Genomic DNA, 26014 nt, shown 5'->3' on the forward strand with positions numbered 1-26014 from the left:
GCCCCCGGCCGCGGGAGCGCGGTCGGGGGCCGTCGGGCCGGTGCGGGCCGGCCTGGTCAGAGGAGGGTCGACCAGTAGTACCAGAACCGGTTGAGGATCAGCAGGAGGATCACCAGGTAGGCGGCGGCCGGGACGAGCCACTGGAAGCGCAGGGCGGCCAGGCGGCGGAGCGGGGCGGGGGCGGGCAGGACGCCGGTGCGGAGGTTGTGGACGGTGGTGTACCAGAAGGCGGTGATGACCACGGCCCAGACCACCATGCAGTAGGGGCAGAGCGCGCCGATCTCGTACAGGGCCTGGTCGATCAGCCAGACGACGAAGCCGAGGCCGAGCAGGGTGCCCGCCTGGAGGGAGAGCCAGAACCAGCGGCGGTACGCGGCGCCGGCGACCAGGCCGGCGCCGATGGCGGCGAGGGCGCCGAACGCGGCCAGCCCGATCAGCGGGTTGGGGAAGCCGAACGCCTCGGCCTGGGCGGTGCGCATGACCGAACCGCAGCTGATGATCGGGTTGATGTTGCAGCTGGGCCGGTAGGACGGGTTCTCCATCAGCTTCAGCTTGTCGAGGGTCAGGACGGCGGAGGCGGCCAGGCCGATCAGGCCGGTGAGCAGGAGCAGCCAGGAGTGGCCGCGTGAGGCGGGGACCGGGGTGCGGGCGGGGGCCGCCGGGGCGCGGTCGGAGGTCGCGGGGGCGTGGGCGGGGGTGCGGGCGGTGGTCACCGGGTCACCCGCCGATGGTCTGCTGGACCAGGGTGGTGAACTGCTCGCCGGTGACCGGCTTGCCGTCCTGGCCGATGACGGCGAGGGTCTTGCCGTCCAGCTTGACGGTCGGGGTGCCGGAGACGCCGCTCTTGTCGAACGCGGTGGAGACCTTCGCCGCCCAGCCCCTGTAGGTGCCCTCGGTGACGGCCTTGGTGAACGCCTCGGTCTTCAGGCCGGGCACCTGGCCGGCCAGGTCGAGCAGGTGGTTGACGTCGCCGAAGCCGTCCTCGGACTCGGCGGGCTGGTTGGCGTACAGCACGTCGTGGAACGCCTTGAACTTGTCGACGCCCTCGTTGAGCGCCGCGCCCGCCGCGGCCAGCGCGGTCTTCGAGCCCTTGCCGCCCAGGTTGCCGTCCAGGAACGTGGCCAGGTGGTACTCGATCTTGTAGTCGCCCTGGTCGGCGAGCTGCTGGACGGTCTTCCCCGCCGAGGTCTCGAACGCCTGGCAGACCGGGCAGCGGAAGTCCTCGTACACGGCCAGGGTGTGCGGGGCGTCCGCCTTGCCATAGACGACCACGGTGGGGTCGGCGGCCGAGGTGTTGGCGGGGGCGACGGCCGCGGCCGTCGAGGCGCCGTCGTCCTTCGAGGCGCTCGAGACGGCGAGCGCGGTGCCGCCGGCGATCACGGCCACCGCGGCGGCGACCGAGACGGCGACGGTCAGGCCGCGGCGGCGCTTGGCCGCGCGGGCCTCGGCCTGCTGGGCCTGCTTGAGGCGCTCGCGGGCGGTGGCGTTCGGGCGCTGGTTCTGGTTCTTCGGGGTGCTGGTCATGGTGTCCGTCGTCTCCTCGGCACCTCGCGGCGGCCCGGCGGCCCGGCAGCTGCGACCCGTACGAGGACGGGGCGGGGCAGGGCGCGGCGCGGCGCGGGGTGCTGGTTCAAGAAAGGGAGGGGCGGGCGCGCGGCGGGCGCCCGGGACGGAACGCGTCCGGGTGACGGTCCGTCAGCTGGCGAGGGCCGGCTGCGGGGGACCGCGGCGCGGAGCCGGGGAGAGGACGAGCACCTGCGGACGGCGCGGTGCGGGCCCGGTGCCCGAGGACGGCAGCAGCGCGGCCGGGCAGCCCGGACGGGCGGCCAGCAGCAGGGCGCGCCACGGCGCGGGCAGCAGCCGGGCCAGCGCGTCCAGCGCCTCGGCGACACCGCAGAGCGCGGCGTCCGCCAGCCGCAGCCAGGCCGCGGCGGCCAGCGCCAGCGCCAGGTGCACGGCCAGCACCAGCAGGCGCAGCAGGCCCGCCGAGTTGTGCGTCCACTGCGCGAACAGCTCCGAGCCGCCCACCGAGTCGCCGCCGCAGACCAGCAGGTCCACGCCCCGGGCGGGGCGCGCACAGGCGTCCTGGCCGAGGTTGAACGCGGTGTTCAGCAGCAGCTCCACCGGCACCAGCACGGAGGACAGCAGCAGGAAGCGGCGGCGCGCCCCGTCGAGGACCACCGCCAGCAGGAAGACCGCGACGCTCGCCGCCGCGACCAGGGTGAGCGGCAGGGCGCGCCCGGTGATCGCCACCTGGCCGAACGCAGCCAGCGGCACGGCGAGCGCGGTGAACACCGCGCCCCGCAGGGCCTTGGTCGCGTGAATGCCGGTCATGGTGAAGGAGTATGGCACGCCGGACGCCCCGGGGACGAGGGTCCGAACGACCCCGCCGCGAGCACCCGTACCGTGAATAAGCCCTGGATAAAGGGGGTGTGGGGCGGGCGGGACACGGGCGGCGGGGGGTTCGGGGGAGGAGCGGGGGGAGCGGGACGGCGGGCCGGGGGTGGGGAGCGTCACCCGCCCCGGGTGGCGCTCACCACAGTTCGACGGCGTGCGCCCGGACACGCCCGGCGACGCCCGCCAGCACCTCGCCGACCGGGAGCGCACCGAGCCGCCGGCCGTCCCGCAGCCGCAGCGACAGGGTGCCGTCGGCCATCTCGCGCGGACCCAGCACCGCCAGGTACGGGGCCGACCGCGCCGCCCGCACCCGGGCCCCGAGCGAACCGCGCTCCGCGCCCAGCACCTCGGCCCGCAGGTCCAGCTCCAGGCAGCGGGACGCCAGCGCCGCCGCCGCGTCCGCCTGCTCCGCGCCCAGCGGCAGCACCGCCAGCTGCACCGGCGCCAGCCAGGCCGGGAACGCCCCGCCGTGCCGCTCGATCAGGTGCGCCACCGCCCGCTCCACGCTCCCCACCACCGACCGGTGCACCATCACCGGCCGGTGCCGCGCCCCGTCCGCCCCCACGTAGTGCAGGTCGAACCGCTCCGGCTGGTGGAAGTCGACCTGCACGGTGGACAGGGTCGACTCCCGCCCCGCCGCGTCCACCACCTGCACGTCGATCTTCGGCCCGTAGAACGCCGCCTCGCCGACCCCCTCCTCGTACGGCAGGCCCAGTTCCGCCAGCACCCGCACCAGGATCGCGGTCGCCCGCTCCCACAGCTCCGGGCGCGCCACGTACTTGCCGCCCGGCCCCGGCAGCGACAGCCGGTAGCGGGACGGCACCACGCCCATCGCCCGGTACGCCGCCGCGATCAGCTCCAGCGCGCCGCGCACCTCCGCCGCCGCCTGCTCCAGGGTGCAGAACACGTGCGCGTCGTTCAGCCGGATCGCCCGCACCCTGGTCAGTCCGCCCAGCACGCCCGACCGCTCCGAACGGTACATGTCCCCCAACTCGGCCATCCGCAGCGGCAGTTCGCGGTAGCTGCGGGAACGGGAGCGGAACAGCAGCGCGTGGTGCGGGCACAGGCTCGGGCGGAGCACCAACTCCTCCTCGCCGCCCATCTCCAGCGGCGGGAACATGTCCTCCCGGTAGTGCGCCCAGTGCCCCGACAGCTCGTACAGCTCGCGCTTGCCCAACACCGGCGAGTACACGTGCCGGTAGCCCGCCCGGCGCTCCAGCGCGTGCACGAAGTCCTCCAGGCTGCGGCGTACGGCGGCGCCGTCCGGCAGCCAGTACGGCAGGCCGGAGCCGATCAGCGGATCGGTGTCGAACAGGCCCAGTTCGCGGCCCAGCCGGCGGTGGTCGATGCGGTCGGAGTGGTCGACGTGGTCGGAGTGGTCGACGTGGTCGGAGTGGTCGGACACGGTGGTCTCCTCAGGGGAACGGGTGGTTCGGGTGAGGGGACGAGTGCCATCGCGGGGGTGCCTGCGCACGCGAAAGCCCCGGAGCACTCGGCCCCGGGGCTCGCACACAGCAGTCAGCGCGCCGGGACACTCTCCGGCGTCGTCGTCAGCATCGCGGCACGCTTCATGCCCGTCACCGTAGCCGCCCCCGTGCCCGGCGGCACCCGAATATCCGGGGAGCCCGGGGCAGCCGGGGAGCCGGGTATTCGGGGAGCCCGGGGCGGCCGCCGTGCCACCATGGCGCGGTGACCGCCCCCGCCGCCCCGGCCGCCCCGGAAGAGCCGCACGCCCCCCTGCTGCGCGGCATCGCCGCCAACCCCCGTGCCGGCGCCGCCCCTCACCCGGCTGCTCGCCCCCGAAGGCCGCCCCGCCTGGACGTCCCTGGGCGGCTGACCGCTGCCCGCCGACTTCGTCGACACCGCGCTGGCCCACCCCGACCGCCGCCTGCGCGGCGCCGTCGCGGCCAACCCCTGGCTCTCCGACGCGCACTGCCTGCGGCTGGCCCGCGATCCCGACCTCCTGGTCGCCTTCAAGACCGTCCAGGGCTCCGGCGCCCGGCGGCGCCCCACCCCCGTGCCCGACGCCGCGATCGAACTGCTGCTGCTCGGCACCTGGCCGCGCGAGACCGAGCAGCTCACCCGCACCGAGGTGCTGGAGGAACTGCACTTCTCCGGCGCGCACCGCAGCGCCTTCCGCCGCCGGATGGCCCGCCACCCCGAACCCGAACTGCGCCGCCAGGCGATCCGGTTCATCGACGCGCTCCCCCCGGCGGACCGCGCCGCACTGCTCGCCGACCCCGACCCCGACGTCCGCGCCGCAGCCCGGCGGGCCGCCACGCCGAGCACGCTGACGCCCGAGGAGTCGGCGCAGACCACCAACCCGCGGGTGCGCCACTACCTGTACCAGGTCCGCGTCCTGCCGCCCGAGGCCCTCGCCGGGGCGCTCGCCGCCCGGGAGGGCCTCGGCGCGCTCGCCCGCAACCGGCACCTCCCGCCGGACGCCGTCCGCACCCTCGCCGCCGACCCCGACCCGGACGTCCGCCGCGAGATCGCCCGCCACCCCGCGCTCACCCCCGAGGCGATGGCCGCCCTCGCCGCCGACCCCGACCCCCGCGTCCGCCACCGCCTGGCCGGCCACCCCGGCCTCACCCCCGCCCTGATCGACGCCCTCGCCGCCGACCCCGACCCCCGGACCGCCGCCCGCGCCGCCGCCGACCCCGCCCCGCGCGACCCCGCCCGCGGCCGAGCCGTCGACGGAGCCGAACCCCCCGAACCGGGCGACTGGTCCCACGCGATCCACCGCGACACCGTCGACGAACCCCTCGACCCGCCGGACCCCGCCTGGTACCACGCCTGCGCCCGCTCACCTCACCTGCTGCTGCGCCGCGCCGCCGCCCACTGCCCGCACCTCGACGGGCCGACGGTCCGCCTGCTCGCCGAGGACCAGGACCAGGAGGTGCGCGACCTGCTCGCCCTGCACCACCTCGGCGCCCCCGCCGCGCTGCTCCTGGACGCCCACCTGCGCCACCCGCCGCACCGCGACCGCCTCCGGACGCTCCCGGCCTTCCCGCGCACCGGGCTGCCCCCGGCGCTCGCCCGCCACGAAGACCCCGGGGTACGTGAACTCGCCGCCGCCGACCCGGAGTTCGACGGCGACCTGGAGGCGCTGCTGGCCGATCCGGACCGCCGCGTCCGGCTGGCCGCCGCGGCCAACCCGCGACTCGGCCCGGAACGGGTCGCCGCGCTGCTCGCCGATCCCGAGCTGGTCGAAGGGGCCGCCGCCAACCCGCAGTTGGGCGAGGAACGGCTGCACGCCCTGCTGGACGGGGTGTGGGAGGCGCCGGCGTCGGGTGCTGTGCTGGGTGTTGTGTCGGGCGGGGAGTAGGGCGGGGAACAGGGGGCCGTGCCGGGAGTCGTTCGGGGAGTGCCACCAGGTGCCGGACGGCACTCTTCAACACCAGATCCAGTGGCCGCAGTTCGCGGTGCACCTCACCGCGCCGGCGCCGATGGCGCACCCGCAGCACCCGTTGCTTGCACACCGTCGCGGTGGCCCGGCCCCCCGGAGAGCCGACCAGGCGGAACTGCTGGCGCTGGAGCACGTGCTGTCGACCGCCCACAACATCGTCGACGACCCGCCGACGCCCTTCCCCGAGTACGCCGACCGCCTCGTCGGCCGGACCCACTGGTGGTTCTGGTGGGACTGACCGGGGCTCACCGGTACCGCAGTCGGCGCACAACGAGGGTTGCCCGTCCTGCTCCCCTTCCGATCGGCACTGCCACGATCCGGCGCTCCGGAGCCCCCGGTGGCTTGAAGTCGTGCGAACCGGGCCGGGTGGGCCGGGGTCGGTGGTTAGGGTGGTCGGTGTCCGTACAGCGCAGTTCAGCACGGCAGGAGACCGCCTTGACCACGGCCGCCACCAGCGTCCTTCCCGAACTCGACGCCGAGGCGTTCGCCCGCTGGCGGGCCGGGGGCGGGCGGGTGGTCGACCTGCTGGCCGCGGCCCGGGAGTTGGGGCCGGTGGCGGGGTTCCGGCTGGGCGACCGGCGGGTGGTGCTGGTGACCGGGGCGGGCGCGGTGCAGCAGGTGCTGGCGAAGCGGACCGAGGTGTACGTGAAGCGTGGGCACCGGGTGCAGCCGCTGCTCGGCGGCGGGCTGCTGTGCGCGGCGGGCGAGCCGTGGCGGCGCCAACGCAAGCTGCTGCAACCGCAGTTCACCGGGCAGGGGATCAAGGTGTACGAGCCGCAGATCCGGGCCGCGGTGGCGGCCACCGCCGAGCGGTGGCGGGCCGCGGCGGCGTCCGGGGAGGTCCGGGAGATCGACGCGGACCTGCGGCACTTCTCGCTGGACGTGATCTGGCGCTCGCTCACCGCGCACCCGCTCGACCCGGAGACGCACCGGCGGCTGGTTGCGGCGGGGGAGGGCTTTGCCGCGATCCCGGCGTTCGCGCCCGCGACCGGGGGCGTCGAGATCGACTTCCGGGAGGCCAACGAGCACGTCGACCGGGTCGCCGAGCACGCCATCGCCCTCGCGGAGGAGGCGCGGGAACCGGGGCTGGTGCAGGTGCTGCTCCGGGCGGCGGCCGAACTCCCGGACTACACCGAGCGGTTGGTGCGGGACGAGCTGATGACGCTGGTGGTGGCCGGGTACGAGACCACGGCCACCGCGCTGAGCTGGCTGTTCCTGCTGCTGGACGCGCACCCCGAGCAGCGGGAGTGGGCGCTGGCCGCCGGGCCGGCCGGCTCCGCGGAGCGGGCGGCCGCGATCCGGGCGCTGGTGGACGAGACGCTGCGGCTGTACCCCGTCGCCTGGCTGATGCCCCGGCACGCGGCCGAGGACGACGTGCTGGACGGCCACCGGATCGAGGCCGGCACGACGGTGCTGACCGCCCCGTACCTCACCCACCGGGACGCGGAACTGTGGCCGGCCCCGGAGGAGTTCAGGCCGCAGCGCTTCCTGGCGGCGGAGCGGCGGCCCGCCCCCGGCGCGTACTTCCCGTTCGGGCTGGGGCCGCGGGCCTGCCTGGGGGCGCAGTTCTCGGTGCGCGAGATGGTGCTGCTGCTGGAGGAACTGCTGCCCGCCTACCGGGTGCGGGTCGGCGAGGCCCCGGCGGAGACCGCGTTCAGGCTCACCGTGCACCCGGACGGGCCGATCCGGGCCGTGCTGCACGCCGAGGGGGAGTAGGCGGACCCGGGGAAAAAGGTTTGTCAGGCGAGTTGGCGAACTGTCAGGATCCGGCCCCGTGATGAACGCAGAGGCGATGAACGCAGAGGCGATGAACGCAGACGCGATGAACGCAGAAGAGAGCCGTTCCGGACGTCCGGTCGCCCTGGTCACCGGCGTGGGCCGGACGGTCGGCATCGGCGCCGCGATCGCCGAGCGCCTGGCCGCCTCGGGGTGGGACGTCGCGTACAGCTACTGGACGCCGTACGACAGCCGGATGGCCTGGGGTGCGGAGGAGGGGGCGGCGGAGGCCGTCGGCGCGCTGATCGGCGGGCACGGCGCGCGGCACCTCGCGGTGTCGGCCGACCTGGCCGACCCGGAGGCCCCCGCCCGGCTGTTCGACCAGGTGGAGGCCGGGCTGGGGAAGGTCAGCGCACTGGTGATGAGCCACGCGGAGTCCGTCGACTCCGGGCTGCTGGACACCACGGTGGAGAGCTTCGACCGGCACTTCGCGGTCAACGCCAGGGCCAGCTGGCTGCTGATCCGCGAGTTCGGCCTGCGCTTCACCGGCGAGTTCGGCACCGGCCGGATCGTCGCCCTGACCAGCGACCACACCGCCGGGAACCTCCCGTACGGGGCCAGCAAGGGCGCGCTGGACCGGATCACCCGGGCCGCCGCCCGCGAACTGGCTCACCTCGGGGTGACCGCCAACGCGGTCGACCCCGGCCCGACCGACACTGGCTGGATGAGCGAACAGCACAAGGCCGACATGATCGAGTACACCCCGCTGGCCCGGATCGGCACCCCGCGGGACGCCGCGCACCTGATCGACTTCCTCTGCTCGCCGCAGGGCCAGTGGGTCAACGGCCAACTCCTGCAGAGCAGCGGCGGGTTGAAGTAGCGGGGCGGACGGGCCGGCCGGGCTGCTCGGGCTGCTCGGGCTGCTCGGTCGGGGCGCGCAACTCGCGGGTGCGGTCGACCAGTTGCTCGCGGGTGAGCCGGCCGGCCAGGTCGCTCAGATTGCCCGTGGTGTTGCCGTCCGCCCAGGCGCAGACGTCGTACTCCTGGCCGGATTCGCCGACGGTCGCGCAGGCGGGCGCACCCTTCAGCGGGCCCGGCGGGTAGGTCTGCATGCCGTTGACCGGGGTGCCGTCCTCCAGCGAACTGCCGTCGGGCGAGTAGCCGCCGAGCATCTCGGTCGCGGCCCGGGCGGCGTCTGGCACCGAGCCCTCGGTGTCCACCGCCGCGGCCACCAGATCGCTCTCCCGCAGCCCGGTGGCGCCCGGCTGCCCGTAGCCCTGCACCTGGGTGTGCCACGGGACGTGGTGCCCGGCGTTCTGCTGCTCGCACTCGGTCCGGAGGGTGGTCAGGTCCTGGGCCTCGGCGCCCCGGGTCAGGCCGGCGAAGTCGGTCGGCAGCGCGACCTCGTGCCGGGCCTGCCCGGAGTCCACCGACTGGATCGCCAGGCCGGTGGCCAGCAGCACCGCCAGGCAGCCCGAGGCGACGCCGATCTGCTTGCGCGTCACCTTCCGGTACCAGGGCAGGGCCGGTTGCGGCTCGGATAGTGGAATCGGATCTTCCGATTGTCGTGCGCGAGCACTCTGCCGACGGCCCCGCCGGGGTCGGCGCGGGCCCCGGGGTTCACGAACCGTCCCAGCTCAGGGCGGAGAAGGGGCGTCAGTCACGGGCCCGGAACCAGGCGCGGCCGAGCATCCCCCGGCGGCGGTGCGGTCACGCTCCGGGCATCGGGCCGCCAGAACGTCCAGGGGCCATCCGGTGGGTCAAGTCCTGTGCGTGCCGCAGGAGTTCCGCCACGCTGCCGAGCTGCGGAGGCGTGAGGGCGGAGCGGGTGGGGGCGGAGCGGGTGCCGGTCGAAGGTGCCGAAGGAGCCATCGCCATGACGGCGACCGGCGCGGCCCTCGGGAGGTGCGGCACCACCGGGCCGAAGACCGGGCAGAGCAGCAGCAGGGACGCGCCGGCCGGGAAGTCGACATCCCGATACGGGCCCGGCACCTCCACGTTGGTCATCGTCCGGCCGATCACCGCGCAGCCGCCCATCCCGCCGAGCCGCCCGGTCACGCCGTCGGCGACGCCCTGCTCGACCGCCTGCGCGTCCTGCTCGTCCGCGCCGAGGACTTCGCGCACACCCCGGTGGCTTCGTTCACTTCTACGGGCAGCGTGCCGTCCGTCGTGGCCGGGGTGTGTCACTGCCCGTCGCGCGGCTGGGTGAGTTCGGTTCCGACCTTGGCCAGCATCTGGCCGAGGAGGTGGAGGGCCCGTGTCCGGGTCGGCACTTCTCGCGCTGTTCCCGCCCAGTAGGCGTCGGTGAGGTTCTCGGTCGCGGTGCGGATCCGGTCTTCGTCCCGGGAGGCCAGTACGAGGACGAACCGTACGTAGTCGCCGATGTCGGTGCCCTGCCGGTGCTGGTTCGTGAAGCCTTGCAGGCGCGGGGCCAGGGCGGGCAGAGTGCGGTCGGTCGGGAAGACGACCGCGAGGCCGGCCAGGGCCAGCCGGACCGCGGGGCATTCGACCGGCCAGCGGTTCAGCAGGTCCGGGGTGCGGACCTGGACCGCGCTGCGGGCCCGTGCCTCGCTGTCGGGATCGGCGTGTGGCGGGCTGTCCGGCCAGGTCTCGGCGAGGTGGCGCTCGGCGACGGTGGCAGCCCTGAACAGCAGATGGACGGCTTGGAACCGGTGCCGGGCGGGAACCCGGTCGTCGGCGGCCAGGACCGCGAGCAGGACGAGGCCGTCAGCGGTAGCGGGCCGGCAGGTGTCCTGGTGGAGGATCTCGTCGTAGAAGTCGCCGAGGAAGCTCCGGTCGTCCCAGAAGGGGTCGATCTCGGCGTCGAACAGCATCGCTGCCCGGTGCGGCCTCGGGGCGGGCAGCCGGTCGGCGATGACGTCCCGGAAGAGCTGCCGGATCGGCGGACCGGAAGCGATCGCGTCGGTCCGAGGCGGTTCGGGTTCGGCGTGCGCATCCATGGCCGGCGCAGCCTACCGGAGCGTCTCGGGCCGAGGGCCCTTCGGCCGGGCGGGAGTCGGTAGGCCGTCGGCCCGGCGCCTGTGCCGGGTCAGCCGATCCGGCACGTACCCCGGTGACGTCGAAACTCGGATTCTGGCTCACTTTCCGTGGAGGGGTGACTGACCGTAGTCTCATGGGCTCGCGACACTGGCCGGCACGGCCAGTGGGGAGGGGCCGCATGAGCCAGTACTACGGCACAGGCGACGAGACCTTGTGGAACCCATCGAATGGGGCCTCCCGGCTGTTCACGGGCCAGGTGAGCGTCTACCAGGCGGAACTGAGTCTGCCGTCCGGTATCGGACCGATGCAGGCTGACGAGTGCCAGATCGACCCCGTCGTGTTCAAGACGTGCCCCTCCACAACACCTTCGTCCTCCCCGCCTGCGCACTCATCTGCCGGCAACGCCTCAACAACCTGCCCTCATGACCGCGCCACGGGTTCCGACCAGGGGTGTTGGATCAACATCGGAATCGAGTTCTGCCCGGCCTGTTCCGCTCCCTGCCAGTACCGAACGTCAAGTGATGGGGAGTCATTGTCAAGAGTTGTGGATTCGACGCTCGGCCTTCAGGCCATGACCCGGCCGCGGAGGATGATTCGGCTGGGGTGGGCCAGGGCGGAAACGTCGAGCGTAGGGTCGGTGTCGTAGGCGACGAGATCGGCGGGGGCTCCGTCAACGAGGCCGGGCAGGCCGAGGTAGGAGCGGGCCGACCAGGAGGCCGCGCCCAGCGCCGCTTCGGGCGTCAGGCCGGCCCGGACCAGCCAGTCGATCTCCGAGCTGACGGTGCCGCAGGGGAAGCTGTCGGTGCCGGCCAGGATGGTGACGCCGGCTTCGTGTGCGGCTCGCACGTTGGGCAGCATCGCGTCCCATCCGGCAAGCCACCAGTCCCGGCGGGCGCTCGGTTCGGCGGCCCGCCGCCGGTCGGCATTGGAGCCGAAGACGCTGAGCGTAGGGACGAACGCCGTGCCCTGGTCCGCCATCCGATCGATCAGGCTCGGGTCCAGGTGCATCCCGTGCTCCAGGCTGTCGGCTCCGGCCAGGACGGCGTTGCGACTGCCCTCGCTGGTCTGGCAGTGCACGGCCACCCGGCCGCCGATCGCGTGCACGGCCCGGACGACAGCGGTGAGGACGTCCAGGGGGAGCGCGGGTTCGTCAGGCCGCCAGTCCCCGACGACCTTGCACCAACCGGAGGACGCGGTGGCCTCCTCCACGGCCGCGTGGACCAGGTCGGCCTCGCTGACGTCCCGTCCGAAACCGGGGATGAAACGGCCCGGGGTGGCCAGCCAGCGTCCGGCCGAGTGGACGCGGGGCATGTCCGGGTCTTCGTCAACCCAGTCGGGGATGCGAGCCGCGGACCCCGGCGTGCGTACCAGCAGCACTCCGGCGTCGCGGTGATCGGTCAGGTGCCGCCGCAGCATCGCGTTGCTGAACGGGACCGCGATGTCTTCGGTGCCGGGATGGGTATGTGCGTCAACCAGGCCGGGCAGCAGCCAGCCGCCGTCAATGACCAGGTCAGCATCCGGAGCAGTCCCGGTCCTCAGCCGGTCGCCATCGATCCAGAAGGATCGCTCCTCCCGCTCGGGCAATACGACTCCGCGCACTTGCAGCACCACCAGTGGCCTCCCCGTGAACCCGCCTGCACATTGGTCGATCCCACCGATCCTACGAGGGACCTCGGCAGGAGAACCCTGGTATCAAGCAACCGCATCGTCAGTCCGCTCCACGAGGACTCCGCGTTCGAACCTTGCTCCGGCACGGACGAGGGCGACGAGGTGGGGGCGTTCACCGCACGCCACCGCTGTTGGGCGGACTCGACGAGCCTGAAGACCATGGCCAGGGCGGCGGCACGGGAGCCGGCGCCGCGGGTGACCTCGGTCCGCAGCCGGACGGTGGAGAACGTGGACTCGATCGGATTCGTGGTCCTCAGGTGGATCCGGTGATCGGCCGGGAAGCCGTAGAAGGCCGGCAACTGCTCCTGGTCGCCGGTGATCTTCTTGACCGCCTTCGGGAACTTCGCGCCGTGGAGCTGAGCGAACGTCTTGATCGCCTTGATCGCGTGGTCGCGGTCTTCGGCGTTGCAGATGTCCTGCATCGCTTTCTGTGCGCCCTGCGGTGCACCGGCGGTAGCGCCCTCGGCGAAGAACGGCGCGCGGTCGGGGCAGACGACCTCGACGCCCGGCCGCTCGGCCAGCCGGGCCGCCAGGCTCGACGACTCCCGGTCGGGCAGCAGGTCGACTGGCCGGCGGGTCTCGGTCGGGCAGCACCGTCCCGTAGGCGCGGCCCTTTCGCGGGGCGCATTCGTCGACGCCCACCACCTGCAGGGTCGGCGGCTGTGGATCGGGAAGCTCCTCGACCAGCCGCAGCACCGCGCTCCGGCTCACCGAAACCCCGAACACCCCGGCCGGCCGGGCACCGGCCCGCCCGGCCGGCGCGAGGCCGACCGAAGCGAGCGTCGCCCGCAAATGCTCGGTCCACCGGCCGTGGCGCCGCGTCGGCCCTTCGATCTGTTCGACGAAGGTCCGCCGCCCGCACAACCGGTCGCTGCACACGAAGCGCCGCACCCGCAGGCTCAGCCGGACCCGTCTCCCCCCGACCGGACAGCCAACGGGAAAGCGCAGGTAGGAGCTGTGCACTCGGGCCGACCATCCCCCGCGCCGCAGGCAGTTGTGCCCTGCGACCGAGGAACGGAAACAGCAGTCCCTCCAGCCGGGGCACCAGATCATCCACGGTCCCGCACTGTCAGCCACCATGCCCCGGCCGCTCGCGAATTCCGGGCAACGTCCCGACGCCCACAGCTCTTCCAGATCGTCACTCGGCGTGTGCGGACCACGGAAGTTGAGCCAGAACCACAACTCGCGATCAAAGCCACCCCGCGCACCCGCCTGGGGCGCGGGGGTGCAGGGGTGCGGGGGCACGGGGGAGCAGGAGCATGAGGAGAGGAGCAGGAGGCGGAGCGGGCCGGGGTCAGGAGTCGGGCCAGGCGAAGCCGAGTCGTGCCGCGCGGGCCCGGTTGCCGCCGGTGAGCCGGGCGTACGAGGTCGGGTCCTTGGTGGCCAGGCGGTGCAGCGCCGCCGTGGCCTGCGCCTCGGCGGGTCTGCCGTCGTCGGGGATCGACCAGCGGAACAGTAGCGGGTGCTCCGGCTCTTCCGGGGTGGCGGAGAACTGACCCGGCGCGTACCAGAAGACCACCTCCGCGGTGTCCGGGCGGTCACCGGCCACGCCGATCCGGCGGGCCTTGGCGTCCCACCGGGCCAGCAGTTCGGGGCGGGAGCGCAGTTCGCGCTCCAGCAGCAGGGCGACGGCCCTTGCCCGTGCCCGGCCCGGTTCGGACGTCTCGGCCCGGGTGACCTCCGCGTCGTAGGCGGCGGCGTCGAAGCGCAGCGCCCCGGTGCCGGGCAGCGGGGCGGCGTCGAGGCCCGGCCGGAAGCCGTCCCACACCACCACCGGCCCGTCCGGGCCCGCCTCGCGCCGGACGTCCACCCACAGCGCGCCGCAGCACCCCTCGCTGCAGGGCGCCTCCGCCAGCCGCACGGGGTGCGGCTCCGGCCCGGCCCGCAGCAGGCCCCCGTCGAGCAGCGACTCCGGGCCGACTGCCACCCCGGCCGGGAAGAGCCGGGGAGTCAGCGGCAGGCCGTCGACCAGTACCCTGGCCTGCATCCGGGCCCGGGAGCGCGGATCCGGCTCCACCACCTCGATCCGGAACCGGCCTGCCGCCGCCGGGAGTTCGAACGGGCGGCGCCCGGTGCGGCGGACCCAGTCGACCCGCGCCGCCGCGCCCGGCCGGCGGTCGGCCGAGGCGACCGCCGCCGTCCAGGCCGGTGCGGCCAGCACCCCGCCCAGCTTGTCGAGCAGCGCCGCGCGCCACCGCGGCGGCCGGTCCAGCAGCGTGGCGCTGCCACTGCTCAGGTCGAGCGCCAGCGAGAGCAGGAGCGCGTAGCGGTCGAAGCCCGGCGTCAACTGCCCGGCCCGGTCCGCCACCCGCTCGTACAGGCCCGGCGCCGCGCGGCAGGCCAGCAGTTCGGCCGGATCGGCGGACGGATCCGCCAGCCGGGCCAGCAGCCGGCCCGAGACCTCGACCAGGCAGGTGTCGTGCGGGAAGCCGTCCAGCAACTCGGCGACCCCGAACGCCTCCACGATGCGGCGGGCGTCGGCGGGGCCCAGCGCGGACAAGTCCCGGGGCAGTGAGACCAGGCCCCGGCGGCGCACCCGCCGGTCGGCGCTGCGCAGCGCCGCCGGCAGTGGCTCCACCAGCGGGCGGCGGCCGCGCACCGTCAGCGCGAGGACGGCGGCGGCCTGCTGGTCCAGTACGTCCAACGCGGCGACGGCCGGACCGTGCAGCACCCGGGCCTCACCGAGCAGCGACAGCACCGGCACGTCCTCCGACGTGCCGAAACGGCGCAGCAGCGCGATGCCCGTCAGGACGGCCGGCACCGAAGCGCCCTCGCGGACCAGCCGCCGGGCCGCCGCCAGGACGCGCGCCGGATCGGCGAACGGCAGTTCGGCGACGCAGGACAGGAGCACGCGGGCACGCGTCCGGCAGGACGAGCCGCTCCAACTCGCCGACCAGCGCGCCGACATCACCCGACCACGACCCGAACACCGCGCGGACGGCCCGCTCGGCGGATGCCACGGACTCCCGGCGCTCCCGGACCGTCTCCCCGCAGGGGAGCGGGACCGCGGCAACGCCCAACCCCGAGAACCCGGAACGCGGCGGCAGACCGCCGGGCGAGGCACTCGACAACTCCAGCACGACCTCGTACAGCGCGGGCCCGCCGCGCCGCGACCCGGGGCTCACCGGAGGAAACAGGACTCGATTCGAGAGGACATGCGCCCAGTCTGACCCACCGTCACCACCCGCGTCGAACCATTTTCCGCACGGGAAGAGGGGGCGGCCCTCAGGGGCGGGCGTCGCGCCACTCGGCGACGGCCGACTCGACGTCCACCGGGGCCAGGCCCAGCGGCGGGCCCTCGACCGGGCGGCGCAGCGCGGCCTCGATCCGGGCGTTGGCCTCGGCGAGGCGGGTGCGCAGCAGCGGCTCGGTCGGCGCCAGCCGCGCGGTGTCCAGCGCCTCGCGGAGCTCGGCCCGCAAGGCGAGCGACGGCGGCAGGTAGGACAGGCCCTCGCGTTCCATCTTCTCCCGGATCCACCACGCCTCGTGGTACGGCCGCCCCTCGCCGGGGAGCGGCTTCCCCGCCCCGGGCAGGTCGTCGAACGCGCCACGCTCGGCGGCCTCGCGGATCTGCCGGTCGACCCAGCTCTCGAAGGTCACACCGGGGGGCTTGCGTTCCGTCATGCGGTGGGTCCTCCCGTGCAGAAGGGGCGTCCGGCGCAGGGGCGCGACAGGGGCTGTCCCACCGATCCTACGGGAGCCCCCCGCCCGCCCGGTCCGGCCGGACGGGGGGCACCGGAGGTCGAGGGGCGCACCCGCCCGGCCCGAGGGCGCGCGCCGCACCCCGCGCCCGCATTCCGCGTTCGCATTCCGCGCCGTACGGGGCCGTCCCATACGCGGGCCGTGCCGTACGTGGGCCGTTCCGCCGCGGGTCGGCGGGTGACCCGTGCGGCCCCGGCCCGGGCCGCACGGGTGGTCAGTGGGGTGCGGGTGCGGGTGCGGGAGTAGGCGCGGGCGCGGGGGAGGGGGCGGTGCGGAGGACGCCGGCCGCGGCCGCGGTGGCGGCGCACAGCAGGGTGAGCAGCAGGAAGGTGTGGTTCAGGGCGGTGAGGTGGGTGAGCCAGCCGATCACGGCGGGCCCGGCGAGCATGCCGAGGTAGCCGAGCCCGGCGACGCGGGAGACGTTGGTGCCCGCCGCGGCGGGGTCGGCGTGCCCGGCGGCGCTGAACAGCTGCGGGACGCAGCCGGACAGGCCGAGGCCGAACAGGGCCCAGCCGAGGAAGGCGGCCCACACCCAGGGGGTCAGGGCGGCGACCGTGATGCCGACGGCGGCGGTGAGCGCGCCGTACCGCAGGACGGCGGCCGAGCCGTGCCGGGCGGAGACCCGGTCGGCGAGCAGGCGCCCGGTGGTCATCGCGGCGGCGTAGGTGCCGTACGCGAACGCGGCGGTGGACGCGGGGGCGCCCAGGACGTCCTTGAGGTGCAGGGCGCTCCAGTCGTTGGCGGCGCCCTCGCTGAGCATCACCATTAGGGCCAGCACGGCGAGGACCCGGATCCGGCGGCGGGCCCGGCCGGCCTCGGCGGCCGAGGTTGCGGCCGAGGTCGCGGCAGTGCCCGCCGCGTCGGCCCCGTCGGCCCCGTTAGCCCCGTTGGCTCCGTCGGCCGCGTCGGTGCCGGCCGGTGCGGTGCCGGGCAGCAGGGCGCGGGCGGTGAGCAGGGCGGTGGCGATGCCGAGGGCGCCGAGGACGGCGAGGGTGCCGACCGGGCCGAGGCCGGTGGCGGTGGCCGCGGCGGCGGCGAGCGCGGCGATCACGCCGCCGACCGAGAAGGTGGCGTGGAAGCCCGACATGACCGGACGCCCGTACGCCTGCTCCACGTGGACGGCGTGCGCGTTCATGCTCACGTCCAGGCAGCCGTTGGTGAAGCCGAACAGCAGCAGCGCCGCGGCCAGCGTCCACGGGCCGGGGGCGAGGCCGGGCAGCACCAGGGTGGCGGCGCACAGGGCGCCGGAGGCGGGGACGACGGTGCGGGTGCCGAGGCGGTCCGTGAGGTGCCCGGCCGCCCGCATGCCCGCGAAGGCGCCGAGGCCGAACAGCACCAGCAGGCCGCCGAGCGCGGCGTGGCTGATGCCGACCCGGCTCTCGACGGCGGGGATGTGCACGACCCAGGCGCCCATCAGGGTGCCGCACAGGACGAAGTAGACGTAGGTCGCCACGCGGGCGGCCCGGAGCGGGGCTTCCATGCCGCCGACCATAACGAACATTTTTCTTGTGCGAAAGATGGCTATCGAACAACTTGGTTGTGCGCCGAGCTTGATCGTGCGCCGGGCGGTGCGGTTCAATCCCGGTATGAGCACGCGGGAGCGCCACACCCTGATCGCGCAGGCCGTCCGGGACGCGGGCAGCGCCACCGTCCTCGAACTCGCCGCCCGCACCGGCGCCTCCGAGATGACCATCCGGCGCGACCTGGACGCCCTGGCCGCCCAGGGCGTCCTCGAACGCTTCCGCGGCGGGGCCCGCACCCTGCTGCTGCGCGGCGAGGAACCGCCCTTCGCGCTGCGCGCCCGCGAGGCCGTCGACGCCAAGCGCCGGATCGCCGCCGCCGTCTGCGCGCTGATCGCCGACGGCGAGAGCGTGCTGCTCGACAGCGGCACCACCTGCCTGGAGGTGGCCCGGCTGCTGCGCGAACGCCCCGTCACCGTGATGCCGCTGTCGCTGCCCGCCGTCCACGTCCTCGGCGACGCCCCCGGCCCCGCCACCCTGCTCGTCCCCGGCGGACAGCCCCGTGCCACCGAGGGCGCGCTCACCGGCCCGCTCGCCCTCGCCTCGATCGCCGCCCTGCGCTTCGACACTGCCGTCCTGGGCTGCTGCGGCCTGAGCGCCGCCGACGGGCTGACCGCCTACGACCTCGACGACGCCACGGTGAAGAAGGCCGCGATGGCCGCCGCCCGCCGCACCGTCGTGGCCACCGACAGCGGCAAGCTCGGCCGCACCGCCTTCGCCCGGGTCGCCCCCGCCACGAGCCTGCACGCCCTGGTCACCGACACCGACGCCCCCGCCGAGGAACTCGCCGCCTTCCAAGCGGCCGGCACCACCGTCACGAGCGTCTGACCCGCCGGCCCGAGCGGCCGGTCCGGGCCGCCGGCCCGGTCGTCCTCGCGGTCCTCGGGTCGGCGGTACCGCATCCAGCAGGGGCAGCAGTTGGGTGACGTCGTGGCGATTGCCCCCAGTGAGCGCCACGGTGAGCGGGGTGCCGCAACGGTCCACGATCACAGGGTGCTTGGAACCGGGACGAGCACGGCGACAGCCCAGACGATCCGATACCAGTGGCCATCGAGACCAGCCACGGCCTCCTGGTCGCGAGCCTGCGCACGGGCAGCCGTCAGGTCTTCGCGATCAACCCGCTCGCCGCCGCTCGTTACCGCGACCGCCACGGCGTCAGCAGGAAGAAGTCCGATCCGGGTGACGCCCTGGTCCTCGCGAACCTCCTGCGCACCGACATGCACGCCCATCGACCCCTGCCGTCCGATTCCGAACTCGCCCAGGCCATCACCGTCCTGGCCCGAGCCCAGCAGGACGCCGTCCGGACTCGGCAGCAGGTCGCCAACCAGGTCCGCTCGCTCCTGCGCGAGCACTACCCTGCTGCTCTGCCGGCCTTCCAGGGCAAGCAAGGCGGTCTGACCGGGGCCGACGCCCGCGTCCTCGCCGAGCTGGGCGACGACCGGGCACGGTTCGCCGACGCCCGAGCGTCGAAGTCGTACGCCGGATCCGCCCCCATCACCCGGGCCGCTGGCAAGAAGCGTTTCGTCGGCCGACGGTTCGTCAAGGACAACCGCCTCATCGCCGCCGGCACCGCTCCTCCAAGCGCCAGCGTGACCCAGTAGCCCGGACCGTCGGCCATATCAGTGCACCGGTCTAGATTTGCCGCGTGACTGAGCCCTCTCACCTTGCCGGGGTCCGGGAGTCGTACGACACCGTGGCCGACGATTACGCCGCCCTCGTCAAGTCCCCGTCCGAGCTGGACCCGTTGTCACGCTCGATGCTGGCCGCGTTCGCCGAACTCGTGCAGACATCCGACCGAGGACCGGTCGCAGACCTGGGCTGCGGACCCGGAAGAGTGACAGCGCACATGACCAGACTCGGAGTTTCTGCCTTCGGCATCGATGTGTCCCCAAAGATGATCGAATTGGCCCGAAACGCCTATCCTGACCTGCGCTTCTCCGTGGGCTCCATGACCGCGCTGGAGATCGAGGACGACACGCTCGGTGGCATCCTGGCGTACTACTCCACCCACCACACACCTCCGGAGCTGCTGCCGGTCGTGTTCGCCGAGTTCCACCGCACCCTGGCGCCCGGCGGGCATCTGCTCCTCGCCGGCCACGTAGGCACCGGTGAGCACCGCCGTCCGACGCACGGCTATGGCGGCCACCCCGTGTCCTACGCGTCGTATCGGCTGCCCGCACACCAGCTCGCTGCGCTGCTGAACCGGGCCGGTTTCACCATCACCGCTCAACTGGTGCAGGAGCTTGACGAGAAACTGAACTGGAAGTTCGCCAGTTTCCTGGCCTACAAGCCGACTGCCGAGGAGGGCAGCTCGACCTCCTAGGCCCCTGAGATGTCCTTGAGGGCCCGGACGTGCGAGCCGTCCACGGCACACTCGTCCAGGTCCAGCAGGCCCGCGCGACGCAGTTCGGTCAGCAGTGTGGCGCGCAGGCGGGGCCAGGCGCCGGCCTCGGTCCGGTCCCGCAGCCGGGGGCGAGGCCGTGACTCCGGAGCGGCCCACGGCCTGCGCGGGGACGTCGCGCCGTGCGACACCGGTCCGCAGCACGTAGACGGTGTCGGTCAGGGCCGTCCGGTACGGGACCCGTGGTCGCCCGGGGGGCCGATGGCCTTGCCCGGGAGCGGGCGGCAGCAGTGGGGCCACCCGCTCTCACGGATCGTCCGGGACAGGATCAACAAACGCCCGGATGCCTTGCCGATCAAGACCGAGGAGTACAAGAGTGCGGCTCGACTCGTTCCGGAGCGATCGGCAAGGGCACGATCACTCCTCGTACCACTGCTCCGCCCCGAGCCGGGCCTCACTGATGACGCTGTCACCGACACGGGCGGTGCGCACCGTCACGCCGAGGCCGTAGATCTCCTGATCCCCGCTGACGAGAAACCGCAGGCCGAGGTCGTTGTCCTTGAGGTACTTGACGATGTCGGCCTCCACGGCGGTGACCGGTCGGCCGACGAGTGGGATGCCGTCGAGGAGGACCTGGGGGCCGGAACGCCCGAGGGCGGTGACCGCGGCAAGGAGCGGGCCGCGGCCCTGCTCCCACCCCCGGTAGTGCGCGCGGACGCCGGCGGCCTCGAACCGCTCCTCGACCAGCCGCTCCTCGGCAGGGTCTCCCTGGTCCGCCCAGAGGGACCCTGCCGGGTCGGGGCGGTAGGTGTGGCGCGATGATGCCGTCTCCCCGCCCAGGGCGGCCGACACCTGCTCCGGCGTCATCCCGAACCGCAGCGGCCCCACCCCCACCAGTGGCACGCACTCCCACCGCGGTCGATCCCGTTCGGGCCGCACCGGCCAGGGCCCCGGTTCGGGGGTGCGGCGCCGGGAGTTGCTGCGCCAACCGGCCACATTCCGCTCGCCGTACGGGTCCTCGGCCAGGCCGGGCCCGGTCACCAGCAGGTCGGTGACCATGGCGTCCCCCCGCTGCAGAAAGCCCCCGGCATCCGGCAGCCACTGCTGGACCGCACCCACCGAGACACCCCACGCCGGCACGTCCTGCTCCCCTTCGGCGTTCGGCACCTCCTCCACCCCGCACCGCAGCGCCAGGCGGCTGATGTCCGCACGCACCTCGGAAGGCGCCCGGTCGACCAGCACCACGCCCTCCAACAGCACCAACGGCCCGCGATTCGCGCTGACTCCCACCGCCACCAACTGCTCCCGCGATCCGAAGACCGCACTCACCACGTGTCGGCGGTACCAGCTCCACGACCGCAGACCACCACTGCTGAGGACGCCATGCGGATCATCCTCGCCCAGCGCTGCGTTCACCTCTTCAGGAGACATCCCGAACCGCAGCGGCCCCACCCCCACCAGCGGCTCCAGCACCCAGCTCGCCCGATCTCCGACTCCGACACCCATCCCAACCCCCGAGCCATGCCCAGCCACCGGCCCAACGGGCCTGCAAGGGGCACCAACCTAGCGATGACCTGCGACACCAGGGGCAGCAGTGGGTCGGTGACCTCGCCTGCAGCATCATCTGTCCCCGACCCCTTCGGAAGTCATCCTGAAACGATCGGTCAATCGTCGGCCGCCACCAGCAGGGTCAGCACCCGCCGGTCGTCGTCGACGGCGACGAACTCGTGGAAGTCCTCGTGCACCCGCCCCCAGTCGTGCCAGGTGTCGCTCCCCAACTCCGGCAGCAGGTACAGCCGGTCGGCCGAGCCGAGCACCGCGCGCGGCGACGCGTCCAGCGCGGCCTCCAGCGACTGCGTGAGTCGGCCGTACTGGTCCGCCCACTCCCGCAGCACCTGGTCGGCGGCGCCGTGGGTGACCGGCCGGTAGGCGGCGGGGGTGATCCGGTCGAGCCAGTAACAGCCGTGGCGGATCCCCGCCGGGTCGACGCCGCCCCCGGCGTAGTCGTCGCGGAACTGCTCGTGCGCGACGAGGGCGGCCAGCAGGTCGCGGTCCGGGGAGCCCGCCGGGAAGCGGAAGGACTTCAGGTCGACCCAGCGGCAGTCGAAGGCCCGGTCGTCCGGGGAGGCGTGCTCCTGGAAGCCCACGAAGGACCGGCCCAGGAAGTCGAGTGCTGTCACGGCCGCCACGCTATCCGGGCGGTGGCGGGCAGTGGGCAGTGGGCGGCGGGTCGGGCCCGGATCAGTCCCCCGCGGGGCGGGCCTCCGCAGCGCCCGGAGCGCCCGGAGCACCCGGACCGCCCGCAGCGTCCAGCTCGCCCGGAGCGTCGGCGAGGCGGTCGAAGAACTCGTCGAGCAGGCCGATCAGTCCCGCCACGGCGCGTTGCTCGGTCTCGGGCGACCAGGGCTGCGCGGGACGGCCGTCGGGGAAGATCAGCTTCTCGGCCAGGAACCAGTACACCAGGTTCCGGCCGGAGCCCAGCCGGGTGGCGAGCCACTGCTGGAACCCGTCCAGCAGGGCTCCCTCGGAGGCGTGGTCGTAGCCGTTGAGGAACCCGACCAGCGCACCGAAGCCGGCACTTCCGGTGAACATCGCCGGACGGCGCTTGAGGTTCGCCCACGTGTCCTGGCGCGACCACACGGGCTTCGGCCGGCCGCGCCACCACGCGTCGGGCAGGTGCGGCAGCTCGGTGCCGGCCCCCCAGGTGGAGTACGCGACCGCCTCCGGCCCCACGCCGAGGGCCGCGAGGACGCTGCCCGTGCGCGAGGCCGGATCGCCGGGCCCGCCCTGCCGGGTCCAGAGGTGCGTTCCCGGGTCGTCGCCCTCGTGGTGGGTGACGACGAAGTCCGTCCCGGCCAGTACGAAGAACGCACCGCGCACCCCGCCGTGCCCGTCCCACGAGGTCTCGAGGGTCAGCCGCAGCCGCCGGGCCACCGCGTCCAGGTCCACCGACAGCAGGGCCAGCGGGGTCAACGGCCAGGCCGCGCTCTGGAACATCGACGCCTGCCGTGCCGGGTTGCGCCCGCCCTCCCCGGGATCCGCCGCCGGCTCCCAGTCGTCCTCGGCCTCCGGCACCTCGATCAGCTCGGTCACGGCGCACAGTCAACCAGGAACCAGCCCCGGTGCGGCCGGGCACCGGCGGATCCGCGACGGGGCGTCAGTCGGTGTCGGTCGCGGCCAGCACGGCCAGGCGCCGCCGGTCCGGGGCGAGGGCGGCCAGGCCGATGTCCCAGGCCACCTGCTCGAACCACTTGGTGTCGGCGTCGAAGCCGTACCAGGTGCACTCCCGCACCCGTGCCCCGACCTCGTCGGCGGTCGCGCCCTCCGGGCTCCCGGCGAGCGCGGCCATGGACCGCCAGGCCGCCAGGCGGCCGTAGGCGCCGTGGGAACCGGAGTTGTACGCCCCTCCCGTGGACGCCGCCGCGAAGAGCACGCGCCACACCTCGGCGGGCGGACGGACGGCGACCGAGCGGGCGGTCTTCTTCTTCGCTCCGCGCAGACACTCCAGCCCCACCGCCAGGAGCGCGTGCGGGACGGATCCGACGTCCAGGGGCTCCGCGAGGGCGAAAACCCGGGCCTCCACGCGCCCGTTGGACTCCTCGACCCAGTTCGCCACCGCTTCGGCCACGGCCGCGGCCGAAGCCTCCGTCGTCACCTCCACCGCCGGCGGCACGTCCCTGCCGGTGAGCGCCGCCGACGCGCGGTTCGCCCCCGGCCCGTACGGCATCGAGTGACTGCCGCCGCGGAGGCCGTAGCTCGGCAGGTCCGCGCCCGCTTCGACGTCGGACAGCGTCAACGGCAGCCAGCGCAGGGGGTGGTGGCCCCAGTGCGGCGACGTCGCCCAAGCGGCGATCCCGGGAACCCCTTCGACGGCGACACCCCGGAGGACCAGTTCGTGGACCAGGCAGGCCCGCAGCTCCTCCGGGGCGCGTCCGGCGAACGCCGCGACCAGATCCGTCGCCTCCTGGCCGGAGGCGAGCAGGGAGGCCGCGTAACGGTCCGGCTTCCGACCGGCGGCCCGCGCCGAGGAGACCAGTCGCAGCGCCTGGACGACGTTCTCGGAACCGGCGGTGGTGGCCAGGAGCCGGAGCAGGTGGTCGAAGACGCTCCGGTACTGCCACACCTGCCCGGAGCCGTACGCCTCGGTGAGCGCGATGCCGAGGTCGGCGGCGAAGGCCGCGTCCCCCCGGGCGACCCGGTCGTCCGCCAGCGCCCGCACGCCGGTGACGTCCGCCAGGGCCGGCAGCCCTGCCACGATCTTCGGTATCCGGTCATCCACGGCCCCGAGGCTATGCGTGACGACGCCCCGCCTCATCTCATTTCCGGGGCGGCCCCGGGTGGCCGAGGCTCTCGTACAGCGCCCCGGCCGGTGTGTGGGACTCGCCGCCCGCACCGTTGACCAGCCCTCCCGCTGCCCGGCGCGCAGCGCGGGCCCGGGGACGCCTCCGGGTTCGCCCTCGCGCACCGGGGCCGGTACGGCCGTCGTCCCCGCCGGCATCGGGCATCGACCATCCGTCAGGTCGTCGACTTGTTGACTCGCCAACTCGCCAACTCGTCAATTCGCCGTGATGTCCGCTCAGTTCGTTCGCGTTCGTTCGCTTTCGTTCGCGACCATCGACAACGGCGGCGCGGCCGCCGGGATCGTCGGCATCAGCTTCCATCGGCCGTACCCCGGTTCGGCGGTGAAATCCTGGAGTCGGGTGCTCCGGCAGGTCGAGGGTCGGCGCGCGCACACCAGGACGTAGCACGACACGCACGCGGACGTGCGGGCGACGTACTACGCCGCCAAGCAGGTGTGCACGGGCGGCTCGGGCACCGGCTCCGGCCAGAACTTCGCCCGGGGCCCGGTCCACGCGTACTGGGCCCGCCGGGGGCTCGTGGCCTGGCCGAGACGGCCCCGCATGCCGGTTGACCTGCGGAGTGTCCGCCCGGAACGGAAATATCCGGACAAAGAGAAAGGAAAGAATCCGTTATTACTGTCACTTGAGTTCCGGTACGATCCCAACCGCCTGACGCCGTGTGAAAATTCGGCCGCGGTGTCGGCCCCGCGCGTACCACTTTCCCTGGGGGAGTTTTGAGCATCCGTCGGTCGATCGCTGCCGCCGTCTTCGTCGCAGCAGTCTCCGCGCCCACCGTCATCGGCACCGCACAGGCGATGGCCGAGACCGCCCCGCCCACCCCGGTCGGCCAGTCCGTACCGGACGCGGAGCCCACCGAGTCCACCGATTCCACGGAGCCCACGGAGACCGTCGAGCAGGCCGCGCCGGCTGCGCCCAGCACCCCTGCCGCGCCGGCCGAGCAGGCCGCGCCGCCCGCCGAGTCGGAGTCCACCACCGCTCCGGAGCTCGACGAGGCCGCGCTGCGCGCCCGCCTGGCGGACGCTCTTGCCGAGCCGGGTCACTACGACCACTACTACGAGACGGTCGCGAAGGCGCAGGGCGGCACCCCCGAGCAGATCCAGCACTTCCTCGATGCCGAGCTGGCCCGGGTCGTCCAGGACGACAACGCCCTCGAGGCGGCCAAGGTCCTGAGCGCGGCCGAGCCGGGCTCCCCGATCTGGGAGGCCGCCCAGAAGGCGTTCGACGACGGCAGCCCGGAGGCGATCGAGCGCTTCCTGAAGAAGACCCTCCCGGCCTTGATCGACTCCGACAACCGGGTCAAGCTCTCCCAGTTCGCCGAGGACCCGCTCATCAGCGCCGGCCTGCGTGCCAAGGCGCTCGCGGTGCTGGACAAGGGCAACGCCGAGGCGATCGCCCTGTTCCTGGAGGGGGCGCCCGGCGCCCTCATGGACGACTTCCGGATCCAGGCCACCCAGGCGATGGCGGTCAACGGCCCCGAGGTCCGCAAGGTCGTGAACCAGCTGCTGACCAACGGCACCATGGAAGAGCTGCGCGCCTTCCTGTCCAAGGGCCTCGCCGAGGCCCAGGCCCGGGACCGGGCGGCGGCCGAGCAGGAGAACGGCGGTACGGGCGGTAACGGCCAGCAGCCGGGCGACGGCGGCAACGGCGGCAACAGCGGCAACGGCGTCACCCAGGCCGGTCTGACCACCACGACCACGACCACCGCCACCACCACGTCCACCACCAGCGCCGACAGCACCGGCACGGAGCTGGCCTTCACCGGCCCCGGCACCCCGCTCAGCGGCCTCACGGCCACCGGCGCGGCGGCCATCGCGCTCGGCGCGGGCGCCCTGGTGGTCACCCGCCGCCGTCGCCAGGAGTCCTGACACCCCGGCACCCCCGCCTCCCCAGGCATCCGAAC

The 26014-nt window shown here is 74.1% G+C and carries 23 protein-coding genes and 5 pseudogenes; 10 read left to right on the plus strand and 18 right to left on the minus strand.

Going from position 1 to position 26014, the window contains the following annotated elements; all coding sequences use genetic code 11:
• Positions 1–56 precede the first annotated feature (56 nt).
• The 4 genes from ACFUEL_RS10035 to thrS form a co-directional block, all read right to left on the minus strand.
• Positions 57–713, minus strand: a complete 657-nt coding sequence (locus ACFUEL_RS10035) for a vitamin K epoxide reductase family protein (RefSeq protein ID WP_380235590.1) — start codon at positions 711–713, stop codon at positions 57–59.
• 4 nt (positions 714–717) lie between these two features.
• A complete protein-coding gene (locus ACFUEL_RS10040; protein WP_380235591.1) occupies positions 718–1524 on the minus strand; it encodes a thioredoxin domain-containing protein in 807 nt (268 codons plus the stop codon).
• Between the two features lie 171 nt (positions 1525–1695).
• Positions 1696–2334 (minus strand): hypothetical protein, encoded by a 639-nt coding sequence (locus ACFUEL_RS10045; RefSeq protein ID WP_380235592.1) that lies wholly within the window; start codon positions 2332–2334, stop codon positions 1696–1698.
• Positions 2335–2533: 199 nt separating this feature from the next.
• Positions 2534–3802 (minus strand): threonine--tRNA ligase, encoded by a 1269-nt coding sequence (gene thrS, locus ACFUEL_RS10050; protein ID WP_380235593.1) that lies wholly within the window; start codon positions 3800–3802, stop codon positions 2534–2536.
• Between the two features lie 612 nt (positions 3803–4414).
• Between thrS and ACFUEL_RS10055 the strand changes: the two genes are divergently transcribed.
• The 4 genes from ACFUEL_RS10055 to ACFUEL_RS10070 all read left to right on the plus strand — a co-directional run bounded on the left by ACFUEL_RS10055 (position 4415) and on the right by ACFUEL_RS10070 (position 8402).
• The gene (locus ACFUEL_RS10055; RefSeq protein WP_380235594.1) at positions 4415–5725 is read left to right on the plus strand and encodes a hypothetical protein; all 1311 of its coding nucleotides are present in this window, start codon (positions 4415–4417) and stop codon (positions 5723–5725) included.
• Positions 5726–5774: 49 nt separating this feature from the next.
• A complete protein-coding gene (locus ACFUEL_RS10060; protein WP_380235595.1) occupies positions 5775–6044 on the plus strand; it encodes a DUF4253 domain-containing protein in 270 nt (89 codons plus the stop codon).
• Between the two features lie 197 nt (positions 6045–6241).
• Entirely contained in the window at positions 6242–7522 is a 1281-nt protein-coding gene (locus ACFUEL_RS10065; protein ID WP_380235596.1) for a cytochrome P450, read from the plus strand.
• 106 nt (positions 7523–7628) lie between these two features.
• Positions 7629–8402, plus strand: coding sequence for an SDR family oxidoreductase (locus ACFUEL_RS10070; protein ID WP_380235612.1), 774 nt, complete (start codon positions 7629–7631; stop codon positions 8400–8402).
• On the opposite strand, the gene ACFUEL_RS10075 is transcribed toward ACFUEL_RS10070, so the two are convergent.
• The 3 genes from ACFUEL_RS10075 to ACFUEL_RS10085 form a co-directional block, all read right to left on the minus strand.
• Positions 8362–9027, minus strand: coding sequence for a hypothetical protein (locus tag ACFUEL_RS10075; protein WP_380235597.1), 666 nt, complete (start codon positions 9025–9027; stop codon positions 8362–8364). The two genes, ACFUEL_RS10070 and ACFUEL_RS10075, sit on opposite strands and share 41 nt — an antisense overlap.
• 205 nt (positions 9028–9232) lie before the next feature.
• Positions 9233–9646 (minus strand): hypothetical protein, encoded by a 414-nt coding sequence (locus tag ACFUEL_RS10080; protein WP_380235598.1) that lies wholly within the window; start codon positions 9644–9646, stop codon positions 9233–9235.
• 59 nt (positions 9647–9705) lie between these two features.
• Positions 9706–10482, minus strand: coding sequence for a hypothetical protein (locus tag ACFUEL_RS10085; protein WP_380235599.1), 777 nt, complete (start codon positions 10480–10482; stop codon positions 9706–9708).
• A gap of 218 nt (positions 10483–10700) precedes the next feature.
• Between ACFUEL_RS10085 and ACFUEL_RS10090 the strand changes: the two are divergent.
• Positions 10701–10865: pseudogene (locus ACFUEL_RS10090) on the plus strand (DUF6086 family protein); the annotation flags it as partial.
• Between the two features lie 221 nt (positions 10866–11086).
• Here ACFUEL_RS10090 and ACFUEL_RS10095 read toward each other — a convergent pair.
• The 5 genes and pseudogenes from ACFUEL_RS10095 to ACFUEL_RS10115 form a co-directional block, all read right to left on the minus strand.
• On the minus strand, positions 11087–12133 hold the full coding sequence (locus ACFUEL_RS10095) for an amidohydrolase family protein (RefSeq protein WP_380235600.1): 1047 nt from the start codon (positions 12131–12133) through the stop codon (positions 11087–11089).
• A gap of 81 nt (positions 12134–12214) precedes the next feature.
• Positions 12215–12636 (minus strand): annotated as a pseudogene (locus ACFUEL_RS10100) (transposase); the annotation flags it as partial.
• Positions 12637–13484: 848 nt separating this feature from the next.
• Positions 13485–15041 carry a hypothetical protein gene (locus ACFUEL_RS10105; RefSeq protein ID WP_380235601.1) on the minus strand — a complete coding sequence of 519 codons (1557 nt, stop codon included), beginning with the start codon at positions 15039–15041 and terminating at the stop codon, positions 13485–13487.
• Between the two features lie 374 nt (positions 15042–15415).
• Positions 15416–15814 carry a DUF1992 domain-containing protein gene (locus ACFUEL_RS10110; RefSeq protein WP_380235602.1) on the minus strand — a complete coding sequence of 133 codons (399 nt, stop codon included), beginning with the start codon at positions 15812–15814 and terminating at the stop codon, positions 15416–15418.
• Positions 15815–16106: 292 nt separating this feature from the next.
• Positions 16107–17372, minus strand: a complete 1266-nt coding sequence (locus ACFUEL_RS10115) for an MFS transporter (protein WP_380235603.1) — start codon at positions 17370–17372, stop codon at positions 16107–16109.
• Positions 17373–17478: 106 nt separating this feature from the next.
• On the opposite strand from ACFUEL_RS10115, the gene ACFUEL_RS10120 reads away from it, so the two are divergent.
• Positions 17479–18240, plus strand: coding sequence for a DeoR/GlpR family DNA-binding transcription regulator (locus ACFUEL_RS10120; protein ID WP_380235604.1), 762 nt, complete (start codon positions 17479–17481; stop codon positions 18238–18240).
• Between the two features lie 24 nt (positions 18241–18264).
• Here the strand turns inward: ACFUEL_RS10120 and ACFUEL_RS10125 are convergent.
• Positions 18265–18429, minus strand: a pseudogene (locus ACFUEL_RS10125) (transposase); the annotation flags it as partial.
• Between ACFUEL_RS10125 and ACFUEL_RS10130 the strand changes: the two are divergent.
• Together ACFUEL_RS10130 and ACFUEL_RS10135 are read left to right on the plus strand one after the other, a co-directional pair.
• Positions 18423–18980: pseudogene (locus tag ACFUEL_RS10130) on the plus strand (transposase); the annotation flags it as partial. The pseudogenes ACFUEL_RS10125 and ACFUEL_RS10130 overlap by 7 nt on opposite strands.
• Positions 18981–19057: 77 nt before the next feature.
• The gene (locus ACFUEL_RS10135; RefSeq protein ID WP_380235605.1) at positions 19058–19735 is read left to right on the plus strand and encodes a class I SAM-dependent methyltransferase; all 678 of its coding nucleotides are present in this window, start codon (positions 19058–19060) and stop codon (positions 19733–19735) included.
• A gap of 14 nt (positions 19736–19749) precedes the next feature.
• On the opposite strand, the pseudogene ACFUEL_RS10140 reads toward ACFUEL_RS10135, so the two are convergent.
• The 5 genes and pseudogenes from ACFUEL_RS10140 to ACFUEL_RS10160 all read right to left on the minus strand — a co-directional run.
• Positions 19750–20059: pseudogene (locus ACFUEL_RS10140) on the minus strand (transposase); the annotation flags it as partial.
• A gap of 111 nt (positions 20060–20170) precedes the next feature.
• Positions 20171–21169, minus strand: coding sequence for a hypothetical protein (locus ACFUEL_RS10145; protein WP_380235606.1), 999 nt, complete (start codon positions 21167–21169; stop codon positions 20171–20173).
• A 248-nt stretch (positions 21170–21417) separates the two neighbouring features.
• The gene (locus ACFUEL_RS10150) at positions 21418–21933 is read right to left on the minus strand and encodes a hypothetical protein (RefSeq protein WP_380235607.1); all 516 of its coding nucleotides are present in this window, start codon (positions 21931–21933) and stop codon (positions 21418–21420) included.
• A gap of 61 nt (positions 21934–21994) precedes the next feature.
• Complete coding sequence (locus ACFUEL_RS10155) at positions 21995–22846, minus strand: hypothetical protein (RefSeq protein WP_380235608.1); 852 nt, start codon at positions 22844–22846, stop codon at positions 21995–21997.
• Between the two features lie 64 nt (positions 22847–22910).
• Complete coding sequence (locus ACFUEL_RS10160; RefSeq protein WP_380235609.1) at positions 22911–24032, minus strand: DUF6183 family protein; 1122 nt, start codon at positions 24030–24032, stop codon at positions 22911–22913.
• A 289-nt stretch (positions 24033–24321) separates the two neighbouring features.
• Here ACFUEL_RS10160 and ACFUEL_RS10165 point away from each other — a divergent pair, with 289 nt between their 5' ends.
• Positions 24322–24498 (plus strand): hypothetical protein, encoded by a 177-nt coding sequence (locus tag ACFUEL_RS10165; RefSeq protein WP_380235610.1) that lies wholly within the window; start codon positions 24322–24324, stop codon positions 24496–24498.
• A gap of 329 nt (positions 24499–24827) precedes the next feature.
• Positions 24828–25979 carry an ALF repeat-containing protein gene (locus ACFUEL_RS10170; RefSeq protein ID WP_380235611.1) on the plus strand — a complete coding sequence of 384 codons (1152 nt, stop codon included), beginning with the start codon at positions 24828–24830 and terminating at the stop codon, positions 25977–25979.
• Positions 25980–26014 lie beyond the last annotated feature (35 nt).

The organism is Kitasatospora sp. NPDC057198 (assembly GCF_042670125.1).
Classification (GTDB): Bacteria; Actinomycetota; Actinomycetes; order Streptomycetales; family Streptomycetaceae; genus Kitasatospora.

What these genes read in the sequence shown, in the direction of transcription:
- ACFUEL_RS10115 (WP_380235603.1), bottom strand. Translation starts at nt 17,372, where the DNA reads ATGGAAGCCCCGCTCCGGGCCGCCCGCGTGGCGACCTACGTCTACTTC.
- ACFUEL_RS10110 (WP_380235602.1), bottom strand. Translation starts at nt 15,814, where the DNA reads ATGACGGAACGCAAGCCCCCCGGTGTGACCTTCGAGAGCTGGGTCGAC.
- ACFUEL_RS10070 (WP_380235612.1), top strand. Translation starts at nt 7,629, where the DNA reads ATGAACGCAGAAGAGAGCCGTTCCGGACGTCCGGTCGCCCTGGTCACC.
- ACFUEL_RS10085 (WP_380235599.1), bottom strand. Translation starts at nt 10,482, where the DNA reads ATGGATGCGCACGCCGAACCCGAACCGCCTCGGACCGACGCGATCGCT.
- ACFUEL_RS10165 (WP_380235610.1), top strand. Translation starts at nt 24,322, where the DNA reads ATGTCCGCTCAGTTCGTTCGCGTTCGTTCGCTTTCGTTCGCGACCATC.
- ACFUEL_RS10040 (WP_380235591.1), bottom strand. Translation starts at nt 1,524, where the DNA reads ATGACCAGCACCCCGAAGAACCAGAACCAGCGCCCGAACGCCACCGCC.
- ACFUEL_RS10045 (WP_380235592.1), bottom strand. Translation starts at nt 2,334, where the DNA reads ATGACCGGCATTCACGCGACCAAGGCCCTGCGGGGCGCGGTGTTCACC.
- ACFUEL_RS10120 (WP_380235604.1), top strand. Translation starts at nt 17,479, where the DNA reads ATGAGCACGCGGGAGCGCCACACCCTGATCGCGCAGGCCGTCCGGGAC.